Here is a 21,055-nt window from a genome sequence, read left to right as displayed (position 1 = left end):
CGGCTTCGACGCACGGGCTTGCTTGACAAGCGAAGCCGCTGCCCCTCCTTCCGGTCTGGGAGGGTTCGGCGATGATCGAGATCGAGGTGAACGGCGCGGCGCGGCAGGTGGATGCTCCGGCAGACATGCCGCTCCTGTGGGTGCTGCGGGACATTCTCGGGCTCACGGGCACGAAATACGGCTGCGGCATCGGGCAATGCGGCGCCTGCACCGTCCATGTCGACGGGATGGCGGTGCGGTCCTGCCTGCGCCCCGTCGGACAGCTGGGCGGCGCACGCGTCACGACGATCGAGGGGCTCGGCTCACCGGCAGAACCGCATCCCGTGCAGGCGGCCTGGATCGAGGCGCAGGTGGCGCAGTGCGGCTATTGCCAGTCGGGACAGATCATGCAGGCCGCGGCGCTTCTGGATTTGCGCCCCGCCCCGAGCAAGGCCGAGATCGATGCCGCGATGACCGGCAACCTCTGCCGCTGCGGGACCTATCCGCGCATCCGCGCGGCGGTCCGGGACGCCGCCAGTCGCCTGCGGGAGGCGGAGGGATGAGCCGGGCGGGTCGGATCACCCGCCGCGCGCTTATGGTCGGCGCGGCGGCTTTGGCGGGCGGCGTCGCTTTCGGCACCTGGGCGGTGCGGCGCCCGGACGCGAATCCGCTGAAAGACGGGCTGGCGGAGGGAGAGGCCACGTTCAACCCGTGGGTCATCGTCGGGCCGGAGCGGATCACCCTGATCACGCCCCATGCCGATCTCGGACAGGGCGCGACCTCGATGCAGGCGCTGCTGATCGCCGAGGAGATGGACCTCGGGATGGACGGGTTCGAGACCGCCTTCGGCCCGCCCTCCCCCGCCTACTGGAATCGCGCTCTTTCGGACGAGAGCGCGCCCTTCCGCTCCACCGATCGCAGCCTGATGGCCGAGACCGTGCGCGACGTGATGTCGGGCGCGATCAAGATGCTCGGCGTGCAGGTCACTGGCGGCTCCTCTTCCGTGCCCGACAGCTGGGAGAAGCTGCGCGTCGCCGGCGCGGTGGCGCGTGAGACGCTGAAGGAAGCGGCGGCGAAAGAGGCGGGTGTCGCGCGCGCGGACCTTTCCACCGAGGCGGGCGCGGTGATCCTGCCCGGTGGCGAGAGGCGGCCCTATACCGCGCTCGCGGCACGCGCGGCGGTGATGGAGCCCGTGACCGATGTGGCGTTGAAGGCGCCGTCCGAATGGCGGCTGATCGGCACGCCCATGCAGCGGCTCGACATCGTGGCGAAGTCCACCGGCACGCAGGAATACGGGATCGACGTCACGCTGCCGGGCATGGTGCATGCGGCGGTGCGTCTGAGCCCGACCCGCGCGGGGCTGGCAAGCTATGACGCGAGTGCCGCCGAGGCGATGCCGGGCGTCACGCATGTGCTCGAGATCGGCGGCGGATTGGCGGTCGTTGCGAACAACAGCTGGACCGCGATGAAGGCGGCCCACGCCGTGACCTGCGAGTGGGAGGCCGCGCCCTACCCCGCCGAGCAGGAAGGGCATTGGGCGGCGCTTTCCGAGGCGTTCACCGAGGATCTGCTCGACAAGGAGTGGCGGCACGACGGCGACGTGGAGGCGGCCCCCGACGGCGCCGAAACGATCGAGGCGGAGTACCGCGCGCCTTACGTGGCGCACCAGCCGCTGGAGCCGCTCAACGCCACCGCCCTCATGGAGGACGGAACGCTCAAGATCTGGGCGGCGCACCAGATGCCGCGCTTCCTGCAGGACGTCGCGGCCGAGGCGGCTGACGTATCTGCGGAGGACGTGATCTTCCACAACGTCGCAGCAGGCGGCAGTTTCGGGCATCGCCTCGAATTCGAGAACATCCGCGCGGTGGCCGAGATCGCGGCGCAGGTGCCGGGCACGCCGGTGAAGCTGACCTTCTCGCGCGAGGAGGATTTCGCGCTCGATTTTCCCCGCCAGATCGCCATGGCGCGGGCGCGGGGGGCGATCCGGGACGGACGGATCGACGTGCTCGACGTGCAGATCGCCGCGCCCTAGCCCACCGCCTCGCAATTCTCGCGGCTCGGGATGCCGCTGCCGGGACCCGACCTGCAACTGCCCGCCGGTCTCTGGAACGCGAGCTACGGGATCGGGAACATGCGGGTGCGGGCCTATGCGGTGCCGGGGCTCGCGCCGGTGTCCTCGTGGCGGTCCGTCGGCGCCTCGACGGCGGGTTTCTTCGGGGAGGCCTTTCTCGACGAGCTGATCCACGCGGCCGGGCTCGACCCGCTCGAGGCCCGCCTCTCGATGTGCCGCGTCGACCATCACCGAAAAGTGCTCGAGGCCGTGGGCGAGATGTCGGACTGGACCGGTCCGGGCGGGAACGGGCGCGGGCGAGGCGTCGCGCTGGTCGAGAGCTTCGGGGTGCCCTGCGCCGAGATCGTGGAGGTCGCGATGACCGAGGCCGGGATCCGCATCGAGACGGTCTGGGTCGCCGCGGATGTGGGGCGGATCGTCGATCCCGTGAATTTCGAGAACCAGGTGCAGGGCGGGGTGATCTGGGGTCTTGGCCACGCCATGAATTCCGAGATCACCTATGCGGGCGGCATGGCTCGGCAACGCAACTACGACAACGCGCCGGGCATGCGCCTGCATCAGGCGCCGCGAATGGACGTGCGCGGGCTCGAGAACGGCCCTGCGATCCGTGGCATCGGAGAGCCGCCGGTCCCGCCCGCGGCGCCGGCGCTTGCCAATGCGATCTTCGCCGCGACCGGGCAGCGGCTTCGCGAGATGCCTTTCGACCGGTTCGTGACCTTCGCCTGACCCACCGACGCGCGCTCAGCGCTTGCGCCGGCCGCCGGCGCTGCGCTTGTGAAAGCCCGGGGGGCGCTTGGCGACCCAGGCCAGGAACCCCGCCATGCGCGGATGGGCACGGAGAGCCTCGACCGTGTTGAACTCTCGCGCGAGCTCTCCTTCCGTGAAGGTCGTGTGGATCTCGTTGTGGCAGATCTGGTGCAGCAGGACGACCGGTCCGCCCTTGCCGCCCTTGAGCTTGGGGACGAGATGGTGCCAGCTCTGCCGCACGTGCGGCGGGATCTCTCGACCGCAGAGCGCGCAGACGGGATTGCCGTCCTTCGCTGCCGTTGCACTTGTCTCGCTCACGGGAGATGAGGGTGGCTCAATCCGACCGGAGATCAAGCCGCCCATGACCGACACCCGAGAGAGCGTCGATGCGCTGGTGATCGGCGGAGGACCGGCCGGGCTGATGGCCGCGGACGCGCTGCTTTCCGCGGGCCGCAAGGTGCTGCTGACCGAGCAGAAGCCGAGCCTCGCGCGGAAATTCCTGATGGCGGGCAAGTCGGGGCTGAACCTGACCAAGGCCGAGGACGTCGAGACCTGCCTTGCCGCCTACGGTGAGGCCGCGCCCTGCCTGCGCCCGATGATCGAGGCGCTGCCGCCGGAGGCGGTCGCGACCTGGGCGGAGGGGCTCGGTCAGCCCGTCTTCGCAGGCTCGACGGGCCGCGTCTTTCCGGAGGCGATGAAGGCCTCGCCCCTGCTGCGCGCATGGCTCGCGCGGCTCGCAGGGCTCGGGCTCGAGACCCGGACGCGCTGGAGCTGGAGCGGCTGGGACGGGGATCTCGCCCGCTTCGAGACGCCGGACGGGGAGTGCCGGATCGCCCCGCGCGTGACGGTCCTTGCCTGCGGCGGGGCGAGCTGGGCGCGGCTTGGATCGGACGGGCACTGGACCGGTCCGGTCGGCGATCTCGGCGCGCCGGTCGCGCCCTTCACCCCGGCCAATGCCGGGCTGCGGGTGGAGTGGTCGCCGCATATGGAGCCGCATCTCGGGTCGCCGCTGAAGAACATCGGCCTGCGCGCCGGCGCGCTCGCCTCTCGCGGCGAGGTGGTGATCTCGGAGCGCGGGCTCGAGGGAGGCGGGCTCTATCCGCTCTCGCCCGCGCTCCGAGAAGGCGCCCCGCTGGAGCTCGATCTCGCGCCGGATGTCGAGGTGCAGATGCTCGAGGCGCGGCTTCGCAAGGGACCGGCCAAGGACAGCGCGTCGAACCGGCTGCGCAAGGCGGCGCGGCTCCCGCCGGCGGCGCGGGCGCTGGTCATGGAGTGCGCCCGGCCGCTGACGCGCGAGCCGGAGGCGCTGGCTTCGCTCCTGAAGGCGCTGTCGGTGCCGCACCGGGGGCTCGCGCCGCTCGACGAGGCGATCTCGGTGGCGGGCGGGCTCCGGTGGGACGGTCTCACCGAAGGGCTCGAACTCGCCGCGCGGCCGGGCACCTTCGCCGCGGGCGAGATGCTGGACTGGGAGGCTCCGACAGGCGGCTACCTCCTCACCGCCTGTCTCGCGACCGGGCTCTGGGCCGGGCGTCACGCTGCCCTGCACGACGGGTGAGGGGCGCTGCCCCTCTTGGCCATTCGGCCAATTCACCCCGGAGTATTTTTCCCAAGAAGAAGCCCGGACGTGTCAGGCCTTTTCGGCGGCGCGCTTGAAGGCGGGGCGGTCGCGGAGCGGCTTCGACCAGTCGCGCATCGCCGGCGGCAGGTCGGGGACCTTGGCCGCCACCGCCCAGGAGCCGCAATGGCAGAGCAGGATGTCGGCCACGGTCATCGTCTCGCCCATGACGAAGGGTCCGGGGATCTCGGCCGCGATCCGGGTGAAGTTGCGCGCGACCTCGTGTTTCACGGCGTCCTTTATCTCGGGCACGCGCTCGGCCTCGGGGAGGACGAAGCTGTGCCGCGCGGCGGTCCAGAGCAGAGCGTCGAGCTCGTCGAGGATCCTGAAGGTCCAGGCGTCCTGGCGCGCGCGCTCGGGCGTGCCGGCGGGATAGGTGAGCGCGCCGTGCCGGTCGGCGAGGTAGTGCAGGATCGCCCCTGAATCGGGAATGACGTGATCGCCGTCGATGAGCACCGGCACCTTGCCGAGCGGCGAGACCTGCGTGACCTCGGCCGCGCGGGGCGCCGCGGGGACGTGGGTGTAGTCGGCGCCGAGCTCCTCCAGCATCCAGAGCGCGCGGAAGGCACGGGTGCGGCCGGAGCCGATCAGGGTGTAGCTCATGGGGGTCCTCCTCGGGCGCGACACTGGCGGAGCGGCAGCCGGGCGGCAAGGGCCCCTAGCGGCGCGCGAGCATGGCGAGGCGGATCATCGCGCGCTCGACGAGGGCCATCTGCGGGCCGCGCTGCCCGGCGGAGCGGAGCGTGAGGTCGGTCTCGGTCAGCACCCGCAGCGCCTGTTCGAGCCGGTGCATGCCCCAGCCCTGCGCCTGCCGCAGCATCGCGTCGCGGCGCGGCCCGAAGACCGGGGGCTTCACACGTCCGATCCCCTGACCCGGGCCGCCGGGATCGGAGGCGGCGGCGTGCAGGATGCGGAAATGCCGCAGGGCGAAGATGACGAGCGTGACGGCCGCCACCCCTTGCCCCTCGAGGCGCTGCATGACGGGTCCGACCTCGCCGACGCGGCCCTCGGCGACGACGTTGAGGACGTCGTCGATGTCCGCATCCGAGGTGGCGGGCGCGTTGAGCGCGACCTCCTCGGCGGTGAGGGCGCTGTCGTCGCCGTGCTTGTAGAGCGAGATCTTCTCGACCGTCTGGCGGAAATCGCCGGGATCGAGCGCGCGGGCCAGCGCGAAGAGCGCTTCGGACGCGGCCTGGTCGATCCGCGCGAGGCCCGCCTTCTTGAGCGTCTCCTCGATCTCGGCGCGGCCGGGCGGATCGTTGTAGATGCCGGTGGCGTAGGCCTCCCGGTGCCCCTCGAAGAGCTTGCGGAGCTTCGAGGAGGCCTTGAGCGCTCCGGCGGTCACGACGATCTGCGCGTCGCCGGGGCGCCAGTCCGTGAGCGCCACCTCGATCGCCGGGAAAGCGCTGTCGGTCGCCTCTTCGACGAAGGCGACGCGGGGGCCCGGAAAGAAGCCCTGCGCCTTGATCGCGTCCATCAGGAGTGCAGGCTCTTTCCTCAGATCGCCGCCGGAGAGGCGGGTCAGGCGCATCTCCTCCTCGCCCGCGGGGCCGATCAGTGCCGCGATCACCTCCTGACGGCGCAGCGCGACGCGCATCGCGTCCTCGCCGTAGATCAGAAGGCCCGCCTTCTCGGGGTCGGGTCTGGCGAAATAGGCCGGGGCGTCGCGGGGAGAGAGCTTCATGCGCGCCTCAGGCGGGCAGGTTGCCGGCGGCGAGGATCAGGCGGTCGACGATCCGGTCCGCGAGAATGGTCATCAGCCGCTCGAGCGCGTCGCGTTCGGAGGCCAGGGTCGCGACGGAGGAACCCGTCGCGGAATAGCTGGTGAAGCTGTCGACGGTGTCGGACAGCAGGACCTGTCCTGTCGCGGTGTCCGTCAGCCGGATGCCGACCGAGCCGATGATCCGGTAGCGGGTGGTCGCGCCGGTCGAGGTGGTCCCGAGATCGGTCTGGTTCGTCGTGATGTCCGTATAGAGCCGGTAGGTGCCGCCCGGGGCATAGCCGAGGCGGTCCTCGATCCGGCGGTTCAGCAGGTACCCGGGCTCGCCCTCGGGGTCCGACAGCGCGAGCTGTCCCTGCAGGCGGCTGGCCGAGCCCGACGGCCCGTAGGCCGGCGTGAAACCGCAGGCCGGGAGCGCGGCGAGCGCCCACAGCAGGGTCCTGCGGTCACACCACGACATTGACGATCCGTCCAGGCACGACGATCACCTTCTTCGGCGATGCGCCATCCAGCGCCTTGAGAACGGCGTGGTGCGAGAGCGCGAGCTCTTCGACCTCGGCCTTCTCCATCTCCTTCGGGACCACGACCTCGCCGCGGCGCTTGCCGTTGATCTGGATCGGCATGGTCACCGTGTCCTCGACCATCATGCTTTCGTCGGCCACCGGCCATGGCGCGTCGGCGACGAGGCCCTCTCCGCCGAGAGTCGCCCACATCTCCTCGGCGAGGTGCGGCGTCATCGGCGACATGAGCTGCGCGAGCGTGCGCGCGGCCTGGCGCTTGGCGTCCGCGCCGGCATCCGACTTCGAGAGCGTCGAGGTGAAGCCGTAGAGCCGAGCGATGGCGGCGTTAAAGCCGAAGCTGTCGATGCCTTGCGTCACGTCGTGGATCGTCTTGTGCATCTCGCGCAGGAGCGGCTCGTCGCCCTCGCCCGATGCCGCTTCCGACGCGGCCGCCTCGGAAGCGATGCGCCAGACGCGGCCGAGATGCTTGGAGGCGGCCTCCGCGCCCGCGGCGGTCCATTCGACGTCGCGCTCGGGCGGGCTGTCGGAGAGGACGAACCAGCGCGCGGTGTCGGCGCCGTATTGCGTGACGATCTCCACCGGATCGACGACATTCTTCTTGGACTTCGACATCTTGGCCGAGGGCACGATCTCGACCTCGGTACCGTCCTTCAGGAACGCGGAATTGTCGCGCAGCTCCACGTCCTCGGGGAAGTGGAAGACCGGACGGCCCGCCTTGTCCTTGGTCTGGAAGATCGCGTGGGTGACCATGCCTTGCGTGAAGAGCGCATCGAAGGGCTCCCGGCTCTTCTCCGGTAGGTGTCCGGTCAGGTGCATCGCACGGGAGAAGAAGCGCGCGTAGAGCAGGTGCAGGATCGCGTGCTCGATCCCGCCGATATACTGGTCGACGTTCATCCAGTACTCGGCATCGGCCATGTCGGTGGGCGTCTCGGCCTTCGGCGCGGTGAAACGCGCGAAGTACCAAGACGAATCGACAAACGTGTCCATCGTGTCGGTCTCGCGCCGGGCGGCCGCGCCGCAGCTCGGACAGGACACGTCGCGCCACGAGGGATGGCGGTCGAGCGGGTTGCCCGGGACGGAGAAGTCGATCGGCTTGCCGTCCTCGTCGTAGGGCAGCGTGACCGGCAGGTTCTCCTTCTTCTCGGGGACAACGCCGCAGGTCTCGCAATGGATGACCGGGATCGGGCAGCCCCAGTAGCGCTGGCGTGAGAGGCCCCAGTCGCGCAGGCGGAACTTGGTCACGCCCTGCCCGACGCCGTTCTCCTCGCAGAAGGCGATGGCGGCATCGATGGCGACATCTCCGGTCATCGCCTCCTCGCCCGCGAAGGGCTTGAGGTAGCGCACGGTCTCGACCTTCGGCGGCACGTAGGCGGGCCCGCCGTCCTCGGGGAGGATGAAGGTGCCTTCCTCGCCCATCGCGGGGGCGAAGACGGTCTGCACCGGCAGCTCGTACTTGCGCGCGAATTCGAGGTCGCGCGGATCGTGCGCCGGGCAGCCGAAGATCGCGCCCGTGCCGTAATCCATCAGGATGAAGTTGGCGATGTAGACCGGCAGCTCCCAGCTCGTGTCGAACGGATGGCGCACGGTGATGCCGGTATCGAAGCCCTTCTTCTCGGCCGTCTCCAGCTCTTCCTCCGAGGTGCCCATGCGGCGGCATTCGGCGTTGAAGGCGGCGACCTCCTCGTTCTCGCGCTCGAGCTGCTTGGCCAGCGGATGGTCGGGAGAGATGCCGACGAAGGACGCGCCGAGCAGCGTGTCGGGGCGGGTCGTGTAGACCTCGATCCGGTCATGGCCTTCCGGGGCGTCGATCGTCGAGAAGGCGAACTGAAGCCCGCGCGACCGTCCGATCCAGTTGGCCTGCATCGTCTTGACCTTGGCGGGCCAGTCGTCGAGCCCGTCCAGCGCCTCGAGCAGATCCTCGGCAAAATCGGAGATGCGGAAGAACCACTGCGTCAGCTCGCGCCGCTCGACCAGGGCGCCCGACCGCCAGCCGCGGCCGTCCTCGACCTGCTCGTTGGCGAGAACGGTCATGTCGACCGGGTCCCAGTTCACCACCGCGTTCTTGCGGTAGACGAGGCCCTGTTCGAGGAAGTCGAGAAAGAGCGCCTGCTGCTGGCCGTAATAGTCCGGATCGCAGGTGGCGAACATCCGGCTCCAGTCGATCGAGAGGCCGAGCGGCTTCATCTGCTCGACCATCGTGTCGATGTTGCCGTAGGTCCAGTCCTTGGGATGGCCGTCGCTCGCCATCGCCGCGTTCTCGGCGGGCATGCCGAAGGCGTCGAAGCCCATCGGGTGCAGCACGTTGTGACCGGTCGCGCGCTTGTAGCGGGCCACGACGTCACCCATCGTGTAGTTGCGCACATGGCCGATATGGATGCGCCCCGATGGATAGGGGAACATCTCGAGGACGTAATACTTCGGCTTGCCGTCCTTCCGCTCCGCGCGGAAGGTCAGGGCCTCGTCCCAGGCCTTCTGCCATTTCGGCTCGATCTCGGCGGGCGCGTAGCGCGACATGGGCGCTCCTATCGGTTCGTGCGGATATGCTGTCAGGCCCGGGTGATAGGCCGCGGCCGCGGGCGCGTCCAGTGCCTGCCCGCGAGGAAGGGGCGCGAGTCCGCAGCCGGACCGGCCGGAAATGCCGTCCGAGCCGACGGGAAAGGCCCGGCCGATGCCGTCCCAACGGCGCCCGCGTTCCACGTCTCGGCGCGATATGCCATGACGGGCGAAAGAGCCGGAGGACCGCGTGAAGATACTCATCATCCACCAGAACTTTCCGGGACAGTACAAGCATCTCGCGCCGGCGCTGGCGCGGCTCGGCCACGAGGTCGTGGCGCTGACGCCGAAGGTCGACAAGCCCGCGACGTGGAACGGCGTCAGGGTCGTGCCCTACCGGATCCGCGGCGCCTCGACGAAGGGCATCCACCCCTGGCTGCAGGATTTCGAGACCAAGCTGCTCCGCGGCACGTCCTGCTATCAGGGCGCGCTCGCGCTCCGGGAGGATGGCTTCGCGCCTGACGTCATCCTCGCCCATCACGGCTGGGGCGAGAGCCTCTTTCTCAAGGATGTGTGGCCGGAGGCGCGGCTCGGGCTCTATTGCGAACTCTACCACCTCACGACTGGGGAATTCACCCGCTTCGATCCCGAGTTCGATGCCCGTCCGCCCGAGACCGACCGGCTGCGCCTCCGCCTCAAGAACCTCAACAACCGGCTCCACGAAGAGGTCATGGATGCCGGCATCAGCCCGACACGGTTCCAGGCCTCGACCTTTCCGGAAAGCTGGCAGGACCGGATAACCGTCGCCCATGACGGCATTCTCACCGACCAGGTGAAGCCCGATCCGGATGCCAGGCTCGAGGTCACGGATGGCCGCGTGCTGACCCGCGAGGACGAGGTCGTGACCTTCATCAACCGCAACCTCGAACCCTATCGGGGCTATCACGTCTTCATGCGCGCGCTGCCGGACATCCTGCGGCGGCGCCCGAACGCTGAAGTCGTGCTGATCGGCGGCGACGAGGTCAGCTACGGGGCCAAGGCGCCGGACGGCAAGACGTGGAAGCAGATCTTCGTCGACGAGGTGCGCGGGCAGATCGCGGACGACGACTGGCGCCGCGTGCACTTTCTGGGGCGGGTGCCCTACGAGCGCTTCCTTGCGATGATGCAGGTCAGCCGCGTGCACGTCTACCTGACCTACCCGTTCGTTCTGTCCTGGTCGCTGATCGAGGCGATGAGCGCCGAATGCGCGATCCTCGCCTCGGACACGCGGCCCGTGCGCGAGGTGCTGAGCGAGGACGAGACCGGGTGGATGGTGGACTTCTTCGACCGGGACGCTCTGGTCGACCGGCTCTGCGCGCTGCTCGACGATCCCGGGACGCGTGCGCGGCTCGGCCGCGCCGCGCGGGCGCATGTCATCGAACATTATGACCTGAGGACGGTCTGCCTTCCCCGGCAGATCGCCTGGGTGGAGGAACTCGCCGGGATGGAGCCGCGCGCGCCGCGCGACTGAAGTCTGCGCCTAGATCGCCTCAGAACCGGTCGTCGGAGGCGCGCAGCTGGCGGGCACGGGTGAGGATCGCGTCCTCCACCGCCCGCACGGTCGAGGCCGCCACCGGACCGCTCCGCGTCGCCAGCGCGACGTTCAGCGAACGTGCGTCGAGCGCCGGGTCCGACACGTAGATCGTCGCGCGATAGGCGGTGCCGCCGCCCGGGGGCGTGCCGTAGCCCGTGCTGATCACGCCGGTGAAGGGATCGACCGACTCGACCGGAAGGAAGCTCAGCGTCTCGAGCGAGGCGTTCCAGATGTAGCGGTTCACCGACCCGATCTCCGCGGGGTCCTGCCGCCCGCGAAAGGCGTCCCAGATCGTGGATCGCGGCGGGCCGCGCTCGCCGTAGATCTCCTGATCGGCGATCTCCTGCGCGGGGCGCGTATCGACCGGCGGGCGTGTGCCCTCGCCACCGCACGCCGCGACGATCACGGCGCCTGCAAGGCCCAGAATGGTCCGCACCCGAATGCTCGTCATCGTCCCCGTTCCCGCCGGCCGGTGCCGGTCTCAAGCAGTGGTTCCGATTACCGTCCTTACAAGCCCCGGACCGCCGCGACAAGCCGCCTGCCCGCGCCATGTCGGCAGGGTATAACCCCCTCCGGCGCCCCAAAACCCTTTGTGGCAATTGTGCATCATCAAATGGCTTGTTCCGTGGCCGCAGGGGCTCTGCCTTGCATGGCCCCGGGGTCGCAGCGCATAGACAATCCCATCAAGGCCGGGCTTCCGGATTGGTACGTGCCTTAAGACACATGAGGGAACACATGAAAAAGATTCTTCTTGCATCCACTGCCCTGGTTGCAACTGCAGGCGTCGCATCGGCCCAGGACCTCGGCGTTGCGCTCTCCGGCTCCGCTGAGATGGGTATCTTCGACAACGGCAACGACAACAGCCAGTTCTTCACCGACCTGGACGTGACGTTCACCATGACCGGTGAAACCGACAACGGCCTGTCGTTTGGCGCCACGATCGACCTCGACGAAGCTGCCGACCGCGGCGAGCCGGGCCGTTTCGAAAGCCCCGACGTTCAGGGCGGCGAGAACATGTTCGTGTCGTACGGCGGCGCAACCCTGACCATGGGTGACACCGACGGTGCAATGGACGCCGTGATGCCCGAAATGGCGCTCGCAGGCGGCTCGCTGGCAGATGACGAAACCGCACACGGCGGCTTCGACGACCAGGACGGCCACATCCTCCTCGGCACCGACTCCGGTCTGTCGTTCGACGGCGCCGGCGACGGTCAGATCGCTCGCTTCGACTACAGCTACTCCGCCTTCACCTTCTCGGTCTCCGCTGAGCAGCTGAACAACGGCGACGGCATCGACTACCTCGGCGTCGACAGCGGTGACTCGGTCTACGGTCTCGGCGTGTCCTACGCAGGCGACTTCTCCGGCGTTGCTGTTGAGGCAGGCCTCGGCTGGCAGACGATCTCCGACTTCGCCGACACCTACGGCATCGCGGCCACCGCCGGCCTCGCCAGCGGCGTGTCCTTCGGTGCGACCTACTCGAAGACCAACCTCGAAGATGACGTCGTGACCGTTGCTGGCCTCAGCGATGACTCGATCGATCACTACGGCCTGGGCCTCGGCTACGAGATGAACCAGTTCGAGATCGGCGTGAACTACGGCAAGTACGAGTCGGACGACTACGAGGTTTCCGGCTACGGCCTCGCAGCCTCCTATGACTTCGGCGGCGGCCTCGAGATGCAGGCAGGCTACGGCAACACCGAAGCCGACGACGACCTGTTCGACGACGACGGCTTCGACACCTACTCGATCGGTCTGTCGATGTCCTTCTGATCTCTCCCGAGATCGGATTTCAGGGAAGAGCGGGCATAACGCCCGCTCTTTTCTTTTGTGCGGACCTTGCCTAGTCCTCGCCATCGAGCAAGGAGCAAGCCGATGCGCGCACGCCCCCAGAATGCCGCCGACCTTGACGCCCGCTACCGCGAGGCGCTGCGCCTGATCGACGCCGGTCGCTGGGACGAGGCGCGCGCCATGCTCACCCGCCTTGCCATGGAAGCTCCGAAATCACCCGAGATCCCGGTCCAGCTCGCCCGCCTCGCGGGTTATGCCGGCGACACCGCAGCCCGGATACGCTTTACCGACCGGGCGTTGGCCCTGAAGCCGTCGGAGCCCGCCCTGCTCGACGCCGCCATCGCCGCGCATTCTGTGGCGGGAGATCATGGGGCTGTCCTCGCGCTGCATGACAGGCGCATTGCCGTTGCGAAAACTCCGCTCCACGCCGCCACCGACAAGGCACTCTACCTCCAGCACACCGGTCGGTTCGCCGAGGCCGAGGAGCTTGTGCGAGACCTCATCGACAGGAACCCGTGCGAGGGTGTCCTCTACCGGACGCTCTACGCGACGCTCCGCGTCAGCGAGGACGATCCGACTCTGCCGCGGCTCGAACGTCTGCTGGCGCGCAGCGACGCCCCGGATCAGTCTCGGCTCAACGCACATTTCGCCATGGCCAAGGCGCTCGAGGATATGGGCCGGCACGGCGAGGTCTTTGCCAACCTCGATACCGCCAACGACCTCCAGGGCGCCGCGGCGCCCTACGATCACGCGGCCACCCTGCGCGAGCACGCCGCCTTCCGCGCGGCGCAGGCCGATGCCGACCTGTCGCCCCTCCCCGGCATGTCGGACCCGCGCCCGGTCTTCGTCATCGGGCCGCCCCGCTCCGGCACGACCCTTGCCGAGCGCATCCTCGGCGCGCATCCCGGCGTCACGGCAGGAGGAGAGCTGGCCCATGCGCTGAAGCTCGTCTGGCAGGGCTTCGTGAAAGGGGACAAGGTCGCTCCACTCAGGGAGCTGCGGCCCCCTGCCCTCCAGGCGCTCGGCCGCAATTACCTCGCGCGCGTCCGGGCCGATACCGGGGCGGCGCGCGGCGTCGTCACCGACAAGTCGATCCAGTCGCATCTCTGTATCGGCTTTCTCGCCCGCGCCCTGCCCGGTGCGCGCTTCGTGTCGATCCGCCGCGATCCGCGGGACACCGCGCTCTCGATCTACAAGAACCATTTCCGCACTGGCACGCACCGCTACTCGACCGACCTGCGGGACATCGCGCTGTCGATCCAGGCGCATCGCGACAGCATGGCGTTCTGGGCCGAGCGGCTGCCGGACCGGTTGATCGAGATCACCTACGAGGATCTCGTGTCGGACCCGGGCACCACCGCGCCGAAGCTCGCCGCCGCGGCAGGACTCGACTTCGCGCCCGAAAGCCTTGACTTCCACCGCAGCGAAAGCACGGTGAGGACCCTCAGCGTCGCCCAGGCTCGCGCGCCCCTCCATGCGGGCCGGAAAGAGGCCTGGCGGCGCTACGAGACCGAGCTGCAACCCTTCATCGACGCCTGGGGAGACCGCCCGTGGGATTGAGCGACATCCGTGACCGCATCGCCAGGGCCTGCAAGGAAGCAGGCCGGACGCCCGAGGACGTGGCGCTGATCGCGATCTCGAAGGTGCAACCGAACGACCGTGTCGAGGCCGTCCTCAAAGAAGGGCACAGGCTCTTCGGAGAGAACACCGTTCAGGAGACCGAGGGCAAGTGGCCGGACTTCCGCGCGCGCTATCCCGGGACCGAGGTGCATCTCGTCGGCCCCCTCCAGTCAAACAAGGCGCGCAAGGCGGTGGAGCTTTTCGACGCGATCCATTCGGTCGACCGGCCGAAGATCGCACGCACACTTGCCCGGCTCGCGCAGGAGGAGGGGCGATGCCCGGACCTCTTCCTCCAGGTGAATACCGGCGAGGAGGAACAGAAGGCGGGGATCATGCCCGCCGATGCCGACAGCTTCATCGCCGAATGCCGCGAACTCGACCTGCCCGTCCGAGGCCTCATGTGCATCCCACCGGTCGAGGAGACGCCGTCCCTCCACTTCGCGCTCCTGAAGAAGATCGCGCGCCGGAACGGCCTCGAGGGCCTGTCGATGGGCATGTCGGGGGATTTCGAGGAGGCGATCGCGCAGGGCGCCACCCATATCCGCGTCGGCTCGGCCATCTTCGGCGAGCGCGTCTACAGCTAGGGCGACCGCAATGCGAAAGGGCCGGAGCGGCAGGCTCCGGCCCTTCGTTCTCGATCAGCGGCAGCGCACCAGCTGCGCCTGGTACATCCGCGAGCGCTGGTCGACATTGTCGGCGACCCGCACCAGCCAGGCTTTCTGGTTGTAGGACCCGCGGCGGAAGCCCGTCCGCCCCTCGTGATAGGCGAGATACTGGTTGCGGGCATCCGACAGCGATATGCCGAGATCGTCACGGGTCTGGCGCATGTACCATCCCATGAAATCGGTGGCATCGTAGATCCGGTCGCGCCGCGTGCGGCGGCCGCCCTGCTGGTCCTGGTATTCCTTCCAGGTGCCGTCGAGGGCCTGGGAATAGCCGAAGGCCGAACTTTGCCGGCCTATCGGAATGACGCCGAGGGAATAGCGGAACGGTGTCCGTGCATCGCCGTCGAACTTCGATTCCTGATGGATTGTCGCCATCTGGACGTGCACGGGCACGCCCCATTTGCGCTCAACCTGCTTGAAGGCGCGGTAATATTGCGGGCGCTCCCGGACAATGGCGCAGGCGTCGTCGAGATTGGCGCGGGGAGGTTCGTTGTAGCCTCCACCGCCGCAACTCGCGGCCAGCAGCACGATGACCAGGGCGCGAAGGGGTTTCTTCATCTGCCTCTCGCTCTGACTGCTCGGTGGTCTTTTTCTTGGTTTTGACCCAGTGTAGCGAAAACCGAACCTTGGCGAAATCACAATTCGCCGCGCGTTGCGGCAAGCCGGTTGCAAATCGCCGACATGGGAACGACATGAAGACGCTGACAGTTGGGGGAGTCGACTACCGGAGCCTGAGCGACACAGTGTTTCGGCAGCGCAAGGGCGACAAATTGGACAAGAACACGCCGTTCGGGCTAGAGTCCGAGAGGTAGAGGGTCAAGCCGATGCAGACACAAAGTGCGAAGTACAATCTCGGTCAGGTGGTCCGTCACCGCAAACATCCCTTCCGCGGGGTGGTGTTCGACGTCGACCCCGAGTTTCAGAACACCGAGGAATGGTACGAGTCCATCCCGGAGGAGAACCGGCCGGTCAAGGACCAGCCGTTCTATCACCTGCTCGCCGAGAACGACCAGAGCTTCTACGTGGCTTACGTCTCCGAGCAGAACCTCGTGGCCGATTATTCCGGAGAACCGGTGGAGCATCCCGACATCTCGGAGCTCTTCGGCTCCTTCACCGACGGCTCCTACGAGCTGCACTTCCAGATGAACTGAGGCGCGCCGGCGCTCCGGATTGATGCGAAGGCGGGGCCGGGCCCCGCCTTTTTCATGTCAGGCGCTGCGCGCGATCTCGCAGAACCGGGCGACATCCTCGGTCGAGACCGACCAGTCGCAGACGAGGCGGGCGGTGAGCATGTCCTCGTCCCCGGCCGCTTCCAGATCGCCTTCCCATAGGTAATATTCCGCGCCGGCCGCCTTCAGTGCCTTGTGCGCGCGCGCCGGCATGTCGGCGAAGATCATGTTGCCCTGCGGCCGGTTGCGCAGCGTGGCGACTCCTTCGAGCCCGCGCGCCAGCTCGGCGCAGCGGGCATTGGCCTCGCCGGCGAGCCGGTGCCAGAGATCGGCGTCGAGATAGGCGTCCATCTGCGCGGCGAGATAGCGGAACTTCGAGAAGAGATGCCCGCCCCGCTTGCGGCGGTACTCGAATTCGCGATGCGCCTTGGGGTCGAAGAAGATCACAGCTTCGACGCCCATCAGGCCGTTCTTGGTCCCGCCGAAGACGGCGACGTCGACGCCCGCCTTCCACGTCATCTCGGCCGGACTGCAGCCGAGCGCGACGACGGCGTTGGAGAACCGCGCGCCGTCGAGATGCACGGGCAGGCCGTACTCCCGCGCGACATCGGTGAGCGCGCGGATCTCGTCCAGCGCATAGAGGTTGCCGCGCTCGGTGATCTGGGTGATCGAGACCGGCCCGCGCATCGGCCCGTGCACGCCGCGGCTCTCCTCGGCGGCGATGGTGTCCCTCAGCGCGCCCGCGTCCATCTTGTCGCCGCCCGGCACGAGCGTGAGCTTGGCGCCGCCGGTGTAGAATTCGGGAGCGTTGCACTCGTCCTCGTGGATGTGGCCCGTTGTCGAGCAGAAGACCGTCTGGAACGGCTGGCAGAGCGTCGCGAGCGCGAGGCTGTTGGCCGCCGTGCCGGTCGCGACCAGTTCCACCGCCGCCTCCGGCGCCTCGAAGAGATGGCGGATCCGGTGCCGAACGCGGGCCGTAAGTTCGTCGGCGCCGTAGCCCGCGACATGGGCCTCGTTGGCGCGGGACAGCGCCTCGATCACGTTCGGATGGGCGGGGCCGGCATTGTCGGACGCAAAGTTCATCGGTTTGCCTTTCGGGATGCGAGGGGCCTCAGACCGGCTCCTCGATGATGTGATCCTCCCAATCGTCCTCGGCGATGGCCGCCTCGGACACGGTGCCACCCTGGATCGACACGCCGGCGCGGTGCACGCTGTCGGGCGTGCCCGAGATCAGCGGATGCCAGTCGTAGAGGTCCCGCCCCTCCCAGAGCAGGCGATAGGCGCAGGTCTGCGGCAGCCAGTAGGCGTGATCGGAAATCGTCTTGGGGGTCAGCACGATGCATTCCGGCACGTAGGAATGGCGCGTCTCGTACATTGAGCAGCGGCAGGTGCTGTCATCGAAGAGCCGGCAGGCGACGCGCGTCAGGGCCACCTCGCCCGTGTCCTCGTCCTCGAGCTTGTTGAGGCAGCATTTGCCGCAACCGTCGCAGAGCGCCTCCCATTCGGCGCCCGACATGTCCTTAAGGCGCTTGGTCTCCCAGAAGCGCGGGGCGAGGCCGGATCGGTCGATCGGGTCGGTCATGCGGTTTCCGACAGGATGGCGCGGGCGCGGGCGCAATCCTCGCCCATCTGCGCGATCAGCGTCTCGACGCCGTCGAACCGCTCCTCGGGTCGCAGGAATTCCACCAGCGCGACCGAGAGATGCGTGTCGTAGACGTCGCCCTCGAATTCGAAGAGGTAGGTCTCGATATTCGCTTGGTTCTCGCCGAACATCGGCCTCACCCCGACAGAGGCCGCGCCGTCCCAGGTGCCCGCATGGGGGCCGGTCAGCACGTCCACCTTGACCGCGTAGACGCCGAAGCGCGGCGGGTGCAGCCCCTCGATCGACATGTTCGCGGTCGGATAGCCGAGGTCGCGTCCCCGCTTCTCGCCGTGCAGGACCGGCCCGTCGATCCGGTGCCAGTGACCAAGGAGTGTCGCGGCATCGCGCGGACGACCTTCCGAGATGGCGGTGCGGATCGCGGTCGAGGAGATGCGCAGTCCGCTTGCCTCGGTCACCGGCGCCTCGGTCGTGCCGAAACCGAAGAGCTGCCCGAAGCGCCCGAGATCCTGCACCGTGCCCGCGCGATCCTTGCCGAAACGAAAATCGGGGCCGGTGACCGCATGGCTGAGGCCCAGACCCTCCCCCAGGATCTCGCGCGCGAAGGCCTCGGGCGAGAGCGGCCGGATCATCTCGAAGGGCATCTCGAAGAGCCAGTCGACGCCGAGCTTGCGCAGCCGGTTGGCGCGGGTTTCGGGCCCGGTAAGGCGGAACGGCGGATCGTCCGGGCGGAACACCTCGCGGGGATGCGGCTCGAAGGTGACGACCCCCAGCGGAGCGTCCGGAGCGGCGGCGCGCGCCGTCTCGATAACCGCGCGGTGGCCAAGATGGACGCCGTCGAAATTGCCGATCGCGGCGGTGGCGCCGCGGGCCTCTTCGGGGACAGCTCGGGGGTCGCGCAGGATCCGCATGGGGCGGAGTTAGACCTGCGGCGCGGGGCGTGCAAGTGGGTCCAGACCTGCGGGGCCGAGAACGCCGCGGCGGGGCCGGTCAGTCGAACTTTCGCGACGGGGCCAACACCTTGGCCTCGCCGACGAGCACCTTCTTGCCGTCGACGGAGCAGTGGCAATCGAGCGTCACGCGGCGCTTGGCCATGTCGATCTCGATCACCGTCACCTCCGCATGGACCCGGTCGCCGGGGCGCACGGGGCCGAGGAACTTGAGCGTCTGTCCCATATAGACCGTGCCGTGACCGGGCAACTGCTCTCCGATCACCGCCGAGATGAGGCCCGCGGTCAGCATGCCGTGCGCGATGCGACCCTCGAAGATCGTGTCGCGGGCGTATTCGTCGTCGAGATGCACCGGGTTCCGGTCGGTCGACACCTCGGCGAACTTCTCGATGTCCTCGTCGGTCACGACCTTCTGAAGCGAGCGGGTCATGCCCATCTCGATATCCTCGATGCAGATCGTTCCGCGCGGGAGGTTGTCGAACATGTCCGCCCCCATGAGCCTCGTCCGGTAACAAATGGCGCGACACGCGCGCCCAATCGCAACTTTATTACCTCGCGCACGCAGAAAAGCAAGGGTGCGCGGCGGGCGCCCTCAGCGCAGGTAGCCGATGGCGTAAGTCGGCGCGATGGCCTCGCGGGCACAATAGGCCTCGAGCGCGGCGGGGTCGGGCTGGGCATCGGTCTTCGTCTCGGCCGCCGCGAGCCCGCCGGTGATGAAGAGCGAATCGATCTCCTCGCCCATTGCGCCGTCGATATCGGTGTGCGGCCCGTCGCCGATGGCGAGCAGACGGTCGGCATCGGGCGTGACGCCGAGATCGGCAAGGCGCAGGCGGGCGAGATCGTAGATCGGCGGATGCGGCTTGCCGAAATAGAGGCTCTCGCCCCCCATCTCGGAATAGAGACGCGCGATCGCCCCGGCGCACCATTCGCGCGTGTCGCCCCGGTCGACGACGATGTCGGGATTGGCGCAGAGCAGCTTCAGCCCCTTCTGCTTGGCGAGCAGCAGCTGCGGCCGCAGCGTCGCGGGATCGGCCTGCGGATCGAAGGGCCCGCAGCAGACGATGCCCTCCGCGTCCTTGAGCTCCACCTTCTCGATCGGCACCGGGTCGTGGACGACCTGCAGCGGCTCGAAGAAGCTCTGGTCGTGGTCCTCGCCCATGAACCAGACGCGGTTGCCCACCGCGCCCCGGAACATCGCGGCGCGCGCACTGTCGCCCGAGGTCGCGATCGTGTCCCAGGCGTCTTCAGGCACGCCCATGCGGGTGATCTGTTGCTCGACGCTGGTGCGCGGACGCGGCGCGTTGGTCAGCAGCACCACCCGGCCGCCGCCCTTGCGATACTCCTGCAAGGCGGCGCAGGCGTCGGGATAGGCGGTGACGCCGTTATGCACGCAGCCCCAGAGGTCGACGAAGAGCGCCTCGTAGCTCGCGGCGATCTCGGAGAGGGCGGAGACGATCCGGGTCATGGGCGCGGCCTTCGGGTTGGACAGACATGAAAAGCCCCTCCCCCGGACCGGGGAGAGGGGCATCGAACGTGACGCGCTCAGGCGGCCTTGAGGACCGGCATGATCTGCTTCTTGCGGCTCATGACGCCGGGGAGGAGAAGCGTGTCGCCCTCGACCGACTTCTCGAAGCTCGCCTCGGCAATGCCCTTCACGCGCTCGTTGGGAACGATCAGCGTCGCCTCTTCCTTGAGGATGTCGACGATGAAGAGGAGCACCTCATCGGCGCCGTCCTCGGCCGCGACGCTCTTCATGCTCTCCTTGAGGCTGTCCTTGCGCTCGAGGATCTGCGCCGGCGTCGTGGTCTCGAGAACCGAAACGCGCAGCTTGGTGCCGTCGACCTCGTATTCCTTGGAATCCATCCGCAGGAGCTCGGCATCCGAGAAGGCCGAGACGTCGGATTTCGCCGCGAACATCTCCTCGGCGTAGCCTTCGACATCAACGCCCAGCTCTTCGGCCAGCGCATGGGCGATGGCCTTGTCTTCCTGCGTCGTCGTGGGCGAGCGGAAGGCGAGCGTGTCCGACAGGATGCAGCTCAGCATCGCGCCCTTCACGCCTTTCGGCGCCTGCGCGATGTCGTCACCCATCATCTTGTAGAGAATGGTCGCGGTGCAGGCGAGCGGCTCCACCCGGATCTCGATCGGACCCTTGGTCTCGAGCCCGCCCACGAGCTTGTGGTGGTCGACGATGCCGCGGATGTCGGCCTTGTTGACCGAGGCCGGCAGCTCGGCGGGGTTGTTGGTGTCGACGATCACGACCGGCGCGCCGGCCTCGACGTCGGAGATGATCTCGGGCTTCTCGAGACCCCAGCGCTCGAGCATGAACGCGGCTTCGGTGTTGGGCTCGCCGAGAAGGACGGGCTTTGCGTCCTCGCCGCGGATGTTGGACAGGTACCACGCCCAGGCGATGGGGCTGCCGGTGCTGTCGGTGTCGGGGGACTTGTGTCCGAAAACCTGGATGGTCATTGAATCCTCGTCGCGTCTAGATTTGCGGCCGAGCTATAGATGCGGGAACGGGCGATGTCACCCGCTCCCGTCGCTCTC

The 21,055-nt window shown here is 68.3% G+C and carries 22 protein-coding genes; 9 read left to right on the top strand and 13 right to left on the bottom strand.

The genetic code is table 11. The annotated features are described in order from the left end of the window. Nucleotides 1-74 precede the first annotated feature (74 nt). Genes OCH239_RS06830 through OCH239_RS23830 form a run of 3 tightly spaced genes read left to right on the top strand, consistent with a single transcriptional unit; the run spans nucleotide 75 to nucleotide 2,776 of the window. Entirely contained in the window at nucleotides 75-542 is a 468-nt protein-coding gene (locus tag OCH239_RS06830) for a (2Fe-2S)-binding protein (RefSeq protein WP_037260429.1), read from the top strand. Continuing rightward, nucleotides 539-2,011: a molybdopterin cofactor-binding domain-containing protein gene (locus OCH239_RS06825; RefSeq protein WP_341871946.1), complete on the top strand. Its 1,473-nt coding sequence runs from the start codon at nucleotides 539-541 to the stop codon at nucleotides 2,009-2,011. Before OCH239_RS06830 ends, OCH239_RS06825 begins: the two co-directional genes overlap by 4 nt. A gap of 30 nt (nucleotides 2,012-2,041) precedes the next feature. Then, nucleotides 2,042-2,776, top strand: a complete 735-nt coding sequence (locus OCH239_RS23830; protein ID WP_341871945.1) for a molybdopterin cofactor-binding domain-containing protein — start codon at nucleotides 2,042-2,044, stop codon at nucleotides 2,774-2,776. A 15-nt stretch (nucleotides 2,777-2,791) separates the two neighbouring features. Here OCH239_RS23830 and OCH239_RS06820 read toward each other — a convergent pair whose 3' ends face one another. Then, a complete protein-coding gene (locus OCH239_RS06820) occupies nucleotides 2,792-3,115 on the bottom strand; it encodes an HNH endonuclease family protein (protein WP_037260231.1) in 324 nt (107 codons plus the stop codon). A gap of 43 nt (nucleotides 3,116-3,158) precedes the next feature. Here OCH239_RS06820 and OCH239_RS06815 point away from each other — a divergent pair, with 43 nt between their 5' ends. Then, nucleotides 3,159-4,352, top strand: coding sequence for a TIGR03862 family flavoprotein (locus OCH239_RS06815; RefSeq protein ID WP_037260229.1), 1,194 nt, complete (start codon nucleotides 3,159-3,161; stop codon nucleotides 4,350-4,352). A gap of 72 nt (nucleotides 4,353-4,424) precedes the next feature. Here the strand turns inward: OCH239_RS06815 and OCH239_RS06810 are convergent, their stop codons facing one another. Genes OCH239_RS06810 through leuS form a run of 4 tightly spaced genes read right to left on the bottom strand, consistent with a single transcriptional unit; the run spans nucleotide 4,425 to nucleotide 9,167 of the window. After that, complete coding sequence (locus OCH239_RS06810) at nucleotides 4,425-5,015, bottom strand: glutathione S-transferase family protein (RefSeq protein ID WP_037260227.1); 591 nt, start codon at nucleotides 5,013-5,015, stop codon at nucleotides 4,425-4,427. Nucleotides 5,016-5,070: 55 nt separating this feature from the next. Next, complete coding sequence (holA, locus tag OCH239_RS06805; RefSeq protein ID WP_037260225.1) at nucleotides 5,071-6,096, bottom strand: DNA polymerase III subunit delta; 1,026 nt, start codon at nucleotides 6,094-6,096, stop codon at nucleotides 5,071-5,073. Nucleotides 6,097-6,103: 7 nt separating this feature from the next. Next, entirely contained in the window at nucleotides 6,104-6,592 is a 489-nt protein-coding gene (lptE, locus tag OCH239_RS06800) for an LPS assembly lipoprotein LptE (RefSeq protein ID WP_037260223.1), read from the bottom strand. Next, complete coding sequence (leuS, locus tag OCH239_RS06795) at nucleotides 6,579-9,167, bottom strand: leucine--tRNA ligase (RefSeq protein WP_037260427.1); 2,589 nt, start codon at nucleotides 9,165-9,167, stop codon at nucleotides 6,579-6,581. The genes lptE and leuS overlap by 14 nt, the downstream gene beginning before the upstream one ends. 229 nt (nucleotides 9,168-9,396) lie before the next feature. Between leuS and OCH239_RS06790 the strand changes: the two genes are divergently transcribed. Continuing rightward, entirely contained in the window at nucleotides 9,397-10,656 is a 1,260-nt protein-coding gene (locus tag OCH239_RS06790) for a glycosyltransferase (RefSeq protein WP_037260221.1), read from the top strand. A 19-nt stretch (nucleotides 10,657-10,675) separates the two neighbouring features. On the opposite strand, the gene OCH239_RS06785 is transcribed toward OCH239_RS06790, so the two are convergent. Further along, the gene (locus tag OCH239_RS06785; RefSeq protein ID WP_037260219.1) at nucleotides 10,676-11,170 is read right to left on the bottom strand and encodes a DUF3576 domain-containing protein; all 495 of its coding nucleotides are present in this window, start codon (nucleotides 11,168-11,170) and stop codon (nucleotides 10,676-10,678) included. 284 nt (nucleotides 11,171-11,454) lie between these two features. On the opposite strand from OCH239_RS06785, the gene OCH239_RS06780 reads away from it, so the two are divergent. From OCH239_RS06780 to OCH239_RS06770, 3 genes are all read left to right on the top strand, one after another. Beyond that, nucleotides 11,455-12,489 carry a porin gene (locus OCH239_RS06780; RefSeq protein ID WP_037260217.1) on the top strand — a complete coding sequence of 345 codons (1,035 nt, stop codon included), beginning with the start codon at nucleotides 11,455-11,457 and terminating at the stop codon, nucleotides 12,487-12,489. A 102-nt stretch (nucleotides 12,490-12,591) separates the two neighbouring features. Next, nucleotides 12,592-14,067: a tetratricopeptide repeat-containing sulfotransferase family protein gene (locus tag OCH239_RS06775; RefSeq protein ID WP_037260215.1), complete on the top strand. Its 1,476-nt coding sequence runs from the start codon at nucleotides 12,592-12,594 to the stop codon at nucleotides 14,065-14,067. Then, nucleotides 14,058-14,711 (top strand): YggS family pyridoxal phosphate-dependent enzyme, encoded by a 654-nt coding sequence (locus OCH239_RS06770; RefSeq protein WP_037260213.1) that lies wholly within the window; start codon nucleotides 14,058-14,060, stop codon nucleotides 14,709-14,711. The genes OCH239_RS06775 and OCH239_RS06770 overlap by 10 nt, the downstream gene beginning before the upstream one ends. Nucleotides 14,712-14,765: 54 nt before the next feature. On the opposite strand, the gene OCH239_RS06765 is transcribed toward OCH239_RS06770, so the two are convergent. Next, complete coding sequence (locus tag OCH239_RS06765; RefSeq protein WP_037260210.1) at nucleotides 14,766-15,350, bottom strand: transglycosylase SLT domain-containing protein; 585 nt, start codon at nucleotides 15,348-15,350, stop codon at nucleotides 14,766-14,768. Between the two features lie 266 nt (nucleotides 15,351-15,616). Between OCH239_RS06765 and hspQ the strand changes: the two genes are divergently transcribed. After that, nucleotides 15,617-15,943, top strand: a complete 327-nt coding sequence (gene hspQ, locus OCH239_RS06760) for a heat shock protein HspQ (RefSeq protein WP_037260208.1) — start codon at nucleotides 15,617-15,619, stop codon at nucleotides 15,941-15,943. A gap of 57 nt (nucleotides 15,944-16,000) precedes the next feature. Here hspQ and OCH239_RS06755 read toward each other — a convergent pair whose 3' ends face one another. The 6 genes from OCH239_RS06755 to OCH239_RS06730 form a co-directional block, all read right to left on the bottom strand. After that, the gene (locus OCH239_RS06755; RefSeq protein ID WP_037260206.1) at nucleotides 16,001-17,044 is read right to left on the bottom strand and encodes a threonine aldolase family protein; all 1,044 of its coding nucleotides are present in this window, start codon (nucleotides 17,042-17,044) and stop codon (nucleotides 16,001-16,003) included. A gap of 28 nt (nucleotides 17,045-17,072) precedes the next feature. Continuing rightward, the gene (locus OCH239_RS06750; RefSeq protein WP_037260204.1) at nucleotides 17,073-17,543 is read right to left on the bottom strand and encodes a YcgN family cysteine cluster protein; all 471 of its coding nucleotides are present in this window, start codon (nucleotides 17,541-17,543) and stop codon (nucleotides 17,073-17,075) included. Then, complete coding sequence (locus tag OCH239_RS06745) at nucleotides 17,540-18,472, bottom strand: bifunctional riboflavin kinase/FAD synthetase (protein WP_037260202.1); 933 nt, start codon at nucleotides 18,470-18,472, stop codon at nucleotides 17,540-17,542. Before OCH239_RS06745 ends, OCH239_RS06750 begins: the two co-directional genes overlap by 4 nt. Before the next feature lie 79 nt (nucleotides 18,473-18,551). Next, entirely contained in the window at nucleotides 18,552-18,995 is a 444-nt protein-coding gene (locus OCH239_RS06740) for a MaoC family dehydratase (RefSeq protein WP_037260424.1), read from the bottom strand. Nucleotides 18,996-19,103: 108 nt separating this feature from the next. Next, nucleotides 19,104-19,976, bottom strand: coding sequence for a TIGR01459 family HAD-type hydrolase (locus OCH239_RS06735; protein ID WP_037260200.1), 873 nt, complete (start codon nucleotides 19,974-19,976; stop codon nucleotides 19,104-19,106). 77 nt (nucleotides 19,977-20,053) lie between these two features. Then, complete coding sequence (locus OCH239_RS06730; RefSeq protein ID WP_037260197.1) at nucleotides 20,054-20,977, bottom strand: manganese-dependent inorganic pyrophosphatase; 924 nt, start codon at nucleotides 20,975-20,977, stop codon at nucleotides 20,054-20,056. Between the last annotated feature and the right edge of the window lie 78 nt (nucleotides 20,978-21,055).

Origin of the sequence: Roseivivax halodurans JCM 10272 (assembly GCF_000521785.1) — a bacterium.
In the GTDB taxonomy this organism is placed as follows: domain Bacteria; phylum Pseudomonadota; class Alphaproteobacteria; order Rhodobacterales; family Rhodobacteraceae; genus Roseivivax; species Roseivivax halodurans.
Note: the sequence above shows the minus strand (reverse complement) of the source record. Positions and strands in the feature narration are given on the sequence as shown.